This window comes from Marinilabilia salmonicolor (genome assembly GCF_003003035.1).
GTDB classification, from domain to species: Bacteria; Bacteroidota; Bacteroidia; order Bacteroidales; family Marinilabiliaceae; genus Marinilabilia; species Marinilabilia salmonicolor_A.
In genome coordinates, this window is sequence record NZ_PVTS01000012.1 from 83759 (window position 1) to 95474 (window position 11716).

10 protein-coding genes are annotated in these 11716 nt (G+C 37.2%); all 10 read left to right on the forward strand.

What is annotated here, in order from left to right; genetic code table 11:
- Nucleotides 1-27: 27 nt before the first annotated feature.
- The 10 genes from BY457_RS12785 to BY457_RS12830 all read left to right on the forward strand — a co-directional run bounded on the left by BY457_RS12785 (nt 28) and on the right by BY457_RS12830 (nt 11643).
- Nucleotides 28-1218: a glycosyltransferase family 4 protein gene (locus tag BY457_RS12785; protein WP_106153721.1), complete on the forward strand. Its 1191-nt coding sequence runs from the start codon at nt 28-30 to the stop codon at nt 1216-1218.
- 171 nt (nt 1219-1389) lie between these two features.
- Nucleotides 1390-2409: a glycosyltransferase family 4 protein gene (locus tag BY457_RS12790; protein ID WP_181256476.1), complete on the forward strand. Its 1020-nt coding sequence runs from the start codon at nt 1390-1392 to the stop codon at nt 2407-2409.
- A 118-nt stretch (nt 2410-2527) separates the two neighbouring features.
- Nucleotides 2528-3754, forward strand: coding sequence for a glycosyltransferase family 2 protein (locus tag BY457_RS12795; protein ID WP_258176723.1), 1227 nt, complete (start codon nt 2528-2530; stop codon nt 3752-3754).
- Nucleotides 3751-4887, forward strand: a complete 1137-nt coding sequence (locus tag BY457_RS12800; RefSeq protein ID WP_106153723.1) for a glycosyltransferase family 4 protein — start codon at nt 3751-3753, stop codon at nt 4885-4887. Before BY457_RS12795 ends, BY457_RS12800 begins: the two co-directional genes overlap by 4 nt.
- Nucleotides 4884-6065, forward strand: coding sequence for a glycosyltransferase (locus BY457_RS12805; protein ID WP_106153724.1), 1182 nt, complete (start codon nt 4884-4886; stop codon nt 6063-6065). Before BY457_RS12800 ends, BY457_RS12805 begins: the two co-directional genes overlap by 4 nt.
- Nucleotides 6066-6308: 243 nt before the next feature.
- Entirely contained in the window at nt 6309-7499 is a 1191-nt protein-coding gene (locus BY457_RS12810; protein ID WP_219885168.1) for an O-antigen ligase family protein, read from the forward strand.
- Between the two features lie 26 nt (nt 7500-7525).
- Complete coding sequence (locus BY457_RS12815; protein ID WP_258176724.1) at nt 7526-8524, forward strand: glycosyltransferase family 4 protein; 999 nt, start codon at nt 7526-7528, stop codon at nt 8522-8524.
- Nucleotides 8525-8538: 14 nt separating this feature from the next.
- Nucleotides 8539-9540 (forward strand): GNAT family N-acetyltransferase, encoded by a 1002-nt coding sequence (locus tag BY457_RS12820; RefSeq protein WP_106153727.1) that lies wholly within the window; start codon nt 8539-8541, stop codon nt 9538-9540.
- On the forward strand, nt 9527-10360 hold the full coding sequence (locus BY457_RS12825; protein ID WP_106153728.1) for a polysaccharide deacetylase family protein: 834 nt from the start codon (nt 9527-9529) through the stop codon (nt 10358-10360). The genes BY457_RS12820 and BY457_RS12825 overlap by 14 nt, the downstream gene beginning before the upstream one ends.
- A 2-nt stretch (nt 10361-10362) precedes the next feature.
- A complete protein-coding gene (locus BY457_RS12830; protein WP_146130982.1) occupies nt 10363-11643 on the forward strand; it encodes a phenylacetate--CoA ligase family protein in 1281 nt (426 codons plus the stop codon).
- The last annotated feature ends 73 nt before the right edge of the window (nt 11644-11716 follow it).

Genomic DNA, 11716 nt, shown 5'->3' on the forward strand with positions numbered 1-11716 from the left:
GAACAGATTAATTTTTGAGAAGTATTTATGAAGGTTGCTATTTTTTCCGGGGAGATCCCCTCTTCAGCATTTATTGAAAATTTGATAACCGGACTTTCAGAAAAAACTGATTCCGACATTATACTTTTCGGAAAAAAAAGGGGGAGTGTTAATTATAAAGATAATGTGAAAATACGTTACTTCCCGGGTTCACTTTTTGAGGCATGTTTATTTCTATTAGTGTATGGTCTGATTTTGGTATTTCAGTCCCCTTCTGCTTTTTTTACTGTGGCCAAGCTGACATTAGAATCAGAAAAACATTTTCGCAAAACAATAGAAACTCTCGCGAAGAGATTCATTGTATTAAGCAACCGACCCGATATTTTCCATGTTCAATGGATAAAAGAGGGACATGAATGGTTGTTTTTGAAAAAGTTTGGAGTCAAAGTTATAGGTAGTTTCAGGGGTGCGCATATTCATTACTCTCCTGTGGCTAATCAATCTTTGGCCAAGCGCTATCGTCAGACATTTCCTTATTATGATGCCTTTCATTCGGTTTCAACTCATTTGGTCAGGGAAGCGGCAAAATATGGAGATCTGGGAGATAAAATATATCGAATTCCAGGTGCAGTTCCCTCAAAAATGATAAAGACAGATATAGAACCAAGAAGTTTAAAACCTGAAAAGATATTAAAAATTCTATCAGTAGGGCGTGCTCATTGGATCAAGGGATATCACTTTGCATTGGATGCTTGTGCGGTATTAAAACAACGGGGGATTAAATTTAAGTACACTATTGTAGGAACAAATGGTAATGAAGAACATTTATTCCAGGTTCATGATTTAGGAATTGCAGAGGAGGTTGTTTTTGCAGGAGAGGTTTCATACCAGAATATTCCTGAGTATTTTGATACAACAGATGTTTTTCTATTACCCAGTCTGAATGAAGGAATAGCCAATGTAGTATTGGAGGCTATGGCTCGGGGAGTTCCTGTAGTTTCAACGGCTTGTGGAGGTATGCCTGAAGTGATTAAAAGCAGGGAGAACGGCTTTCTGGTTCCAGTAAGAGATTCGCTTGCAATAGCTAATGTACTTACCATGCTTGTTAGAGAAGATTTCAACCTTAATTTAATTGTAGAAGCAGCGAAAAAGACAATTTTAGAGAATCATCTTTTAGAGGATCAGATTGAAGCATACCGCCAGATGTATTTTGATGTTTTTTCTGGGAAAAAGAATTAATTAGAAATAATGATTGTAGGGCTTGTTCTTTCCAAAGTACCGGGTTACAGTGAAACATTTTTTAGGTCCAAAATCAGAGGCTTGACTGCCAAAGGATACAAAGTATTGGTATTTGCAGGATCCGGAGAAAGGAGAGCTTTTGAAAGGGCTAAAGTTGTTAAAGCTTTTCCGGTGCTATCCAATCCATTTTTGCAAATTTTGTTGGTCTTTGTTATTCTGGGTTGGCTACTACTATCTTGTCCCAGACGCTTTGTGTCTTTATTTATTTTTCAAAAAAGATCTGGGGGTTCAACTTGGGACGCTTTGAAAACAATTTATATCAATGGTCACATTTTGCCATTTGATCTTGATTGGATACATTTTGGTTTTGCCACGATGGGAATTGGGCGGGAAAATGTTGCTAAAGCTTTGAACGCAAAGATGGCGGTGAGTATTCGTGGGTTCGATATTTCTATATACCCATTGAAACATCCAGGTTGTTTTAATCTTCTTTGGGAAAATGTGGATAAAGTACATGTAATCTCTGATGATCTGGAGCGGAAGTTAAGAGAGACAAGATTTCCTGATTGGAAAATGATTCAGAAGATAACTCCGGCAATTGCCTTTGAAAATTTTTTTCAAAAAAGAGAGTGCTTTCATAATGGTGAGGAAAGAAAAGTTCGGATTTTATCAGTTGGGCGTCTTCATTGGAAGAAAGGCTATGAATATGCATTGCAGGCAATGTGTCAGTTAAAAGCTTCTAATATTCCTTTTGTTTTTTCAATTGCAGGCACAGGTAGTGAGTTGGAACGTTTAAAGTTTGCAGTTTATCAACTAGGCCTTGAGGAAGAAGTTATTTTTAAGGGAAAGCTTAACCATGAAGAAGTTGCCAAAGAAATGAGAGAAGCTGATATTTATTTGCAGCCAAGCATTCAGGAGGGTTTCTGCAATGCTGTGCTGGAGGCTCAGGCTGCCGGATGCTTTTGCATTGTCTCCGATGCAGAAGGTTTAAGTGAGAATGTGTTGGACGGAGTTACAGGGCGGGTTTTTGAGCGCAGAGATGTAAATGCTATGGCCGAAGTAATTCTGGACGTTATCAGACTCTCTTCAGAGTCAAGAGCTAAAATGGTTTTAGCTGCCCAGAAACGGGTTCAGAATAATTTTTCCATTGATGAACAAATCAGAAAATTTGAACATTTTTATGAAAAATAAGACCTTGCATATCTTTCCTTTTATAAAATATATCCGCCCAGCCTGGTATTTTAACATGAAGGTTGAGAGTGATTATCCTGTATGGGTTAATTATGATCTATTGGATAACTCCTCTCAAATGTTGATAAGTTTAGATGAGAATTATAGTTCGCGTTCTGTTTCGCTCAGAGATGCAGCTTATGTGGCATTGCAAAAAGGGGTGATTTGTTCAAGTAAGGATTATGCATTGGTGTTGACTGAATCCCCTTCTGTTCAGGATAATTATCGATTCTTGAGGAAGTTCTTTAATAAGAGTTGGGCTACTATTGTGTTGATAATCAGGTTGTTTTCCTTGTGTAATCCTTTTGAGGAATTTAAAGCATTTTTTGCAACAAGGCATATTCGAAAAGTTGATGTTTTTAGCAGGCCGGTGATTTATGACAATTTTATGGAGAATTCAGGAGGTATTCTGGAAGAAAGCCCAAAGGTATCTGTTATTATTCCAACACTAAACCGTTACAAATATTTAAAGGATGTTCTAACTGATCTGTCACAACAGACTTATCAAAATTTTGATGTGTTGATTTGTGATCAATCAGAGCCTGTTGACAGAGATTTTTACCAAAAGAATGATTCTATCGATCTTAAACTAATAATTCAGGAAGAAAAAGCACTCTGGAAAGCGAGGAACAGATGTATTAAGGAGAGCGATAGTGATTACTTACTACTGTTTGATGATGACAGCAGAGTAGAACCTGACTGGATTGAGTCTCACCTCAGATGTGTTCATTATTTCAAGGCAGAAATTAGTTCTGGAGTATCAATGTCAACTGTTGGAGCGAAAGTTCCTGGCAATTATTCTTTTTTCAGGCGGGGCGACCAGTTGGATACAGGAAATGTTCTGATTCATCGTGATGTTTTCCGGAAAGTCGGATTATTTGATCGTCAATTTGAAAAACAAAGAATGGGCGATGGAGAGTTTGGTTTACGTTGCTTTCTCTCAGGTATCGTAAATATCAGTAATCCGTTGGCTCAGAGAATTCATTTGAAAGTGTCTTCAGGAGGATTGCGTCAGATGGGAAGTTGGGATGCTTTTCGGCCTAAAAATATTTTATCTCCCAGACCTATACCAAGCGTTTTATATCTGGTGCGAAAGTATTTTGGAAATGCCAGAGCTCGTTTATTTCTGTCTCTAACGATGCCTTTTTCTGTACTTCCTTATCATTTGAAAGGAAAAACAGGTTCTGGTGTTTTTAGTCTTGTGGTGTTTTTGTTGCTTTTTCCTGTTTTCCTGATTCAAATAATTAAAAGTTGGAATATTGCATCTGGGATGTTGAGAAAAGGTGCATTAATTGAGCATTTATGATAAAGTCGGTTTTTTTGGTTGTTTCTGAATTTCCTCCTGGGCCTGGGGGAATAGGCAATCATGCCTGGTCCTTGGCTCTTCACCTTGCGAAAAGGGGGGTCAAAGTGCATGTTTTGACTGATTCGAACTATGCAAAAATGGATGAAATTAAGACTTTCGACAGACAACTTCCTGACCTTATGAAAGTATCCAGGATTAAGAGATCTTGGGTTTTAACCCCGGTTATCCGGATATGGATGTTCTTTTATTATATTCTTTTCCGCGAAAATGAGGGGATTATATTTAGCGGTCGATTTTCTCTTTGGCTTTGTGGCTTGATGAAGTTGTTTTTTATAAAAACTCCTTCATTATGTGTTTTACATGGTTCGGAAATAAGGTTAAAGAATCAATTATTTAACATTCTCACATGGCATGGTATATCTAAAGCCTCTTTTCTGGTCCCGGTATCTGCTTTTACTCATTCGCTACTTCCAGATAAATTGAGAAAGAAACCTTTTAAAATTATCGAGAACGGAATTGATATTCATGAGTTTTCTGATCTTAAAGGACAATTGACAAATGAGGAGCCTGATTTGAAAGGAGACCCGGTATTGCTTACGGTTGGGAATGTTACTTATCGAAAAGGGCAGCATCGCGTTATTAAAGCGCTGCCGGAGATTTTAAAGCATTTTCCAGGGACTCAGTATCATGTGGCAGGACTTCCTTCCCTAAAATCTGAATTTCAGGAATTGGCAGAATCAATGGGTGTAAGTTCAAAAGTAATTTTCCATGGTCGGTTGCCGCTTCGTAAAGATGTTGCAAATACTTATGATAAAGCGGATTGTTTCTTAATATTGAGTGAGAATCAACAGGATGGAGATGTGGAAGGATTTGGGATTGTAATTTTGGAGGCAAATTATTTTGGATTGCCTGTAATTGGGGCTTCGGGTTGTGGGATTGATGATGCTATAAAGCACGGATTTAACGGATTTTTGGTTGATGGAAACAACCCCGGGCAAATAGCTAACAGTTTGAAAGAGATCCTTGACCGAAAGGAAGAGTTTTCAAAGAATGCAAAAGATTGGGCTTTGGCTCATGATTGGAGCCGGATTGTTAGTAAATATCTTGAGATATTTGATCAATTGATTTTATGAAACTACTTATTATTTCCCATACTGCACATTATATGTCTTCAGAAGGAGAATTGGTAGGATGGGGACCTACCTTACGTGAGATAGATCATCTAACCACATTGTTTGATATTGTTTACCATTGTGCACCATTGCATGAAGGAGATGCTCCTTCCAGTTCTATAGCTTATGAAATGAAAGAAAAAGTTCATTTTATTCCGCTAGCCCCTTCTGGAGGAGTAAGTTTTTTAGACAAATTGGGAGTTTTAAAAAAAGCTCCGGGGAATCTTGCAATTGTACGGAAAGCGCTAAAAGAGGCAGATGTATATCAGTTCAGGGCTCCAACCGGTATCGGTGTTTATTTGATACCTTGGTTAAAGTGGTTCTCAGGAAAGCCAGGTTGGTTTAAATATGCGGGTAATTGGGTTCAGAAAAATGCTCCTATTGGATATCGTGTACAACGTTGGATGCTAAAAAGATTTAACAGACAAAGGGTGACTATTAACGGTAGTTGGCCGGGGCAACAAGAGCATTGTGTAACGTTTGAGAATCCTTGTCTTACGCAATCGGAAATTGAATTGGGACGAGAAATTGTTGAGCAAAAAGATTACAATGGTTTTATAAATTTTTGTTTTGTGGGACGATTGCAGAGCGCTAAAGGAGTCGGACATATTCTTGAGGCATTTAAGAAAATCGGCCCTCATCCACGTATCGGAGAAATTCATCTAATAGGTGATGGTCCAGAAAAGGATCTTTTCATTGAAAAAAGTAAAGATCTCGATGTTTCTGTGATTTTTCATGGTTTTGTGACCAGGCAGGAAGTTGGGGAAATGCTAAAAAAATGTCATTTGTTTTTACTTCCATCAGCCTCAGAAGGTTTTCCCAAGGTTGTTGCAGAAGCAGCTAATTATGGATGTGTCCCTTTGGTGTCAGACGTTTCAAGTTTGAGTCAATACATTATGGATGGAGAAAATGGATTTCTGGTTAGGTATAATGAGAAAATCGCGAATGAACTGGCCGATAAAATTATGGAAATATTGTCATTAAATGATCTGAAGAAAATTTCCAGACAAGCATATAAGCTTTCACCAAAGTTTTCTTATGATTATTATATCAAAAGAATTGATTGCGACATTATTGCTCCGATTTCTGATATTGAAAAGAATCGGGAAACCTTTAATCAATCTGTTCAAAGGAAGTGAATTATAGTTATTGGAATTCTTTTGTTGAGTATTGTCTGAAAAGATTTTAATATTCTTATGGTGGACCTTAATAGAAAATCAATTCATACATTTTTTATAGTTATTCACGTGCTCGTAGGTGTAGCAGGTAATTATGCCCCTTCTGTTCCCGGGTATTTTTATCTGGGAGTTACATTTGTTTTTATTTTGGATATCGTAATTAGTAAAGATGCGGGTTGTAAAGCAGGGTTTTATGCTCTTTATGTGATTGGTTTTGAAATTGTATATCGGATTTCCGGGGCTAATATTGCGTGGGAAGCCGGAAAGTATTTTAGTTTAATGATAATAGGAGTTGGACTGGTAATCAATCAGCGAAAAAAAATTCCGTGGACATTTCTATTCTTACTATTACTTTTGCTTCCTGCTCTGTTTTTGACTAAACATACTGATCCAAAAGAAGTTCGGGATATGATTGTTTTTAATTTCACTGGACCCTTAAGTTTGGTTTTGTCAGGAATGTATTTCTATAAAGCAAGTGTTCAAAAAAGTACTTATATAAATGGTTTACGCTTTGCTTTTCTTCCTGCTTTTGCTTTGATTGTAGTGATTTCTTTAAAGTCAGGTTTGGGTGGACTTCAGTTTACCAGTGTTGAGTCTAATCCTGATGCAGCAGGTGGGTTTGGGGCAAACCAGGTTTCCACTGCCCTTGGTTGGTTCTTATTGCTAATTCTTTTATTCCGAATTAGAGGGATCAGGATTAGTTTATATGTTTGGCTTGATTGGATTATGATAACCTTTCTGCTCATTCGTGGTCTTGTTACTTTGTCAAGGGGAGGAATGATGGCGGCCTTTATTTCTTTATTTGTTGCTATTATGGTGCTTTTGATGTATGAAAGATCTTTTAGGATTAAAACCCGGCGAATGATGCCTTATGTTATTGTTGGATTATTCTTTATGTTGGGAGTTGTTTGGTACACCAATAAATTGACCAATAATTTTCTGCTTTATCGTTATATGGGGGTTAGTACCAATGAGCTTCAAACAGGAATACCTGCCGATGACAAAAATTATCTTACCGGAAGAGGTGATATTATGAAAGGTGATTTTCTTGCTTTTCAGAAGTATCCAATTTTTGGGGTGGGATATGGAATGGCGGCAAAATGGCATGCTGTTTATTATGGTAGGTCTGCTGCAGCACATACCGAATATTCAAGATTGTTGTCAGAACATGGAATTTTAGGATTGATTTTTATTGTAATAGCTTTTTTGGGTCTGCCTGCCCTGTTTTTCCATAAATTAACTGGGGCTGTATCACGGGCATTTTTTGCAGCTTTCCTTTTGGTCAGTATGTTAACCATGTTTCATGCAGCAATGAGACTGGCCATTCCAGGAATATTATATGGTTTTTCTTTTATGTATAGTGGTCTGGATCGTAAAAATGGGTTGAAAGGATGAGAAATATTCTATACCTGGGAAACAAATTGTCTAAACATGGATTTTCTGTTACCGGAATTGAAACCTTGGGTAAGCAACTGGAAGAGGAAGGCTTTCAGGTTTGGTATTCATCTGATAAAAGGAATATTGCTTTTCGCTTGGTTGATATGTTGTTTTCCATTTTAAAGTACAGATCAGTTATTGACCTCGTGATAATGGATACCTATAGCAAAAAAGCTTTTTATTATTCTTACTTCTGTTCGTTGCTTTGTAGATTGTTGAAGATAAATTATTATCCAGTCTTGAGAGGAGGGAATTTACCGGAAAAAATAAGACAGAGTAAAAGAATGGCTGGAGCGGTCTTTGGGCATAGTAAAGCTAATATTGCCCCGTCTTTTTATTTATTCAATATCTTTTCAGATGCAGGTTTTAATGTAGAATATATTCCCAATAATATTAATTTGAGAGATTATGATTTTAAAGAGAGATCTTCTTTTTCTCCTTTGTTGTTATGGGTGAGAAGTTTTGATAATATTTATAATCCTGTACTTGCCATTGATATTCTGAAGGTTTTGTTGGATAACTATCCAGGGGCCAGGTTATGTATGGTGGGGCCGGATAAAGATGGCTCGCAGAGATTTTGTCGTGATCGCGCGAATGAATTAGGAATTCTGGATCATGTTACCTTTACCGGATATCTTTCTAAAAAAAAATGGCATACCCTTGCAGCTGACTACGATATTTTTTTGAATACCACAACTGTTGATAATACCCCAGTTAGTGTGATTGAAGCCATGGCCTTGGGATTGCCGGTGGTTAGCACCAATGTTGGGGGAATTCCTTACCTTCTTCAAGATGAAGTGGATTGCTTGCTGGTTCAAAACGGGGATGGTGATGCTATGGTCCGGAGTATTATTCGGCTAATTGACTACCCAGAAATAGGAAAAGAAATTGCGCTCAATGCACGGGAAAAAGTATCATCTTTTGATTGGGATGTGGTAAGACATCAGTGGACAGAGTTACTGGTGAATGGGAGTTTGAAATAGAATTTATTGTAAGTATGATTCAGATAGTCAATTATTCTCCTAAGTATGAGGAGGCACATTTTAAATTCGCCTCTTTAATGTTTGGTCCAAGGAGAAAAAGGCGGAATTCCGATTACATTTATTGGAAATTTCGAGGAGTTGAAGGTGTTGAAATGCCATCGCTGAAACTTGCGGTGTCGGACGGTGAAGTGGTTGGGCAGTTGGGAGTGATTCCCTGTAAAGTACGGTTAGGTCATGAAATTATAGATGCACAATGGGCGTGTGATTTGATGGTTCGGAAAAACTACAGGGGAAAGGGCATTGCAGCCGGGCTTTATGAAAATGCTCATGCCCAAAAAATTCTTACAATTGGAAGCAATCCAAGTCCTTCAGCGGAAAAATCAATGTTGAGAAATCGCTATAACAGAATCCCTGGACCTCAAAAATACTTTATTCCTTATCATCTTGGTACGCCATTGAGAATGAAAGGGATTAATGTTAATCTGCTTAATAGGACCAGGAATCCATTTCTAAGTCTTTTCCAAAAAAAAGATGCTGCTTCCTTTTTTGCAGAGCTGGATGTTACAGTGGAGCAAATGAATAATGTTTTTGGTTATGATAATTTATCAGAAGCATCATCTGTATTTGTTGATAAAGACTTTCTTCAATGGAGGTATCTCGGTTTTAAAGATTATTATCCCGGGATAAAACTTTATAAGATGAAAGAGGCTGAGACTTATTTTTCCGGTTACTTTATGGGCGGGACATACTTTATTACAGATCTAAAATTGGCAGAAGCACGTCATATTACAAAAATAATTTCTTTTATTCTTGAAATGGGCAAGGGAATGAGCTGGCATGGTATTAAATTTTTAAATAATGAACGCGTCTTACATTTTCCTTTTTTAAAGCCGGTAGCAATAAAATATCGTACTGATACTGTCATTATATATCACACTGAAAATATTAGAATTAAAGAGGAAATGGAGCAACGCTATTTTTATTATACACTTAGGGACTCGGATGAAAATATTTAGAAAAAAAGTGGTACTTATTTGGGATTTTGATGGTCCTGTTGGCTTAATAAATTCCAGTTTACCTTATAACTTCAATTATTTGAATTTTGAGAATGAAATAGCAAATCTCAGGAACATACTAAAGATATTGGATCAGTTTGATGTGAAATGTTGTTTTGCTATAACAGGTTTTTCAGCTGAAGAAGGGCTTTTCCCCTATTCCTTCCCGGAACTGGTAAAAGAAATTCATGCAAGGGGGCATGAAGTTGCTTCTCATTCATGGAGGCACGAGTGGATTCCACTTTTTGAGAAAAAGCAGGTTGCAAAGAGCCTGGAGAGAAGTAAAATAGCATTGGAGAAAGCTATTGAGAACAGACAGGAGATTGTTGGTTTTGTTCCCCCTCACAATCGTCCCATGACCTGGCTACGCAGAGGTGCTTTTAGTTTAGGTGATAGACGTATGTTTCCTTTTTCAAGAACCGGTGACAATGAATACTTAATTGAATTATTGAAAATTCAGGGATATAAATGGGTTAGAGTTTCCTATCATAATACTTTTCAAAAACTGGGTTTTGCAAAATCCAATGTAACAGGGCGCATTTTCGATTACAAAGGGATTTTGCTTTTGGAAAACCATCATACTGGATTTGGAGAAAAAGTTACCAGGCATATTCTTGAGACAAACTTTCCAACTTATACTCTGAGTGCACACCCTTTGATGTTCAGTTTTGAAAATAAAAAGGAAAACAAAAAAAATTTGCTTTATACCCTTGAGTATTTGCATAATTCAAACCAGGATATAGAATTTGTCAGACCCATTGATTTGTTAGGGGAAGATTAAATATGATGGATTTTTTTCAAACTCTTAAACTACTGGGGTTTCCAGTTGATGAAGCTCGACAGGAATATCATTCAGTATTGAATAAGGATAATCTTTTTGCCTGGCAGGAAAAGAAAAGGCTGCAATTGGTTGATTTTCACATGAAGAATAATCCTTTTTACAGAGAGCTCACTAAGGGATGGGATGGCAATTGGGAACATCTTCCTATAATTACTAAACAAGACCTCCAGGGAAACCATCGTCAGAAAATTCCTTCTGTTTGCAAGAGTAAACTTTTCATTTCTCAGACTTCCGGTTCTTCCGGACAACCATTTGTTTTTGCAAAAGACCGATTAACGCATACACTTATTTGGTTGAATGTTGCTAAACATTATTTAAGATCAGGGGTATCTTTGAATGATTTTCAGGCAAGATTTTATGGAATTCCACTCAATGGGTCCAGATTTTGGAAAGAAAAGATTAAGGATTTAATTTCCCATCGAAAGAGGTTTAATGTTTTTAATTTGGATGATGATGCATTGCAAAAATGGCTGAATCAATTTAAAAGGCATTCATTTCGGTATTTATATGGTTATACCAATTCGCTTTTGGCTTTTGCCAGGTACTTGATTCAGAAAGATATTATTTTAAGGGAGGTTTGCCCCACATTGAAAAGTTGCATTGTAACAGCAGAAGTTTGTACAGAGAGGGATAAAGTCCTACTTGAAACCGGCTTTGGTGTTCCGGTATTCAATGAATATGGTGCATCAGAGGTTTGTGTTATTGGATTTGGAGAAAGTGGGAAGTGGCTTGTTTCAGATGAGTTGGTCTATCTTGAGGTGGTTGATGAGCAGGGGAAGCTTCTTCCTGACCGACATTCAGGTCGGTTGTTATGCACACTTCTTCATAATGAGGGTACTCCCATTATCCGATATGAAGTGGGCGACGAGGCTTCCATTTTACATGAGGGAGGAAGAACCTACATTAAAGAGCTGAGGGGGCGATTAAGTGATTCTGTGGTGCTCCCATCTGGGAAAAAAGTGCCGGGACTTACTTTTTATTATGTAGTCCAGAAAGTAATAAATGATAACCCCGGAATAAAAGAATACAAAGTTGTGGTGAAAAACAATCACGATTTTGATATTCAAATAGTATCTGAAGAAGAATTAACCCGTGATTTGAAGAGAGCGTTGAATCTAGCTGTAGAAAAGTATCTGGAACCGGGATTGACAGTGACTGTTACTCGGATTCCACAAATAGATCGTACGGGAGCAGGTAAGTTTAAAAATTTTGAAAAACTTTAGAATAGGATTGAATTTTAATTGTCTGATTTCTGCTGAAAATATATTTAGTTTCAAGACTTATAACTTTTATACT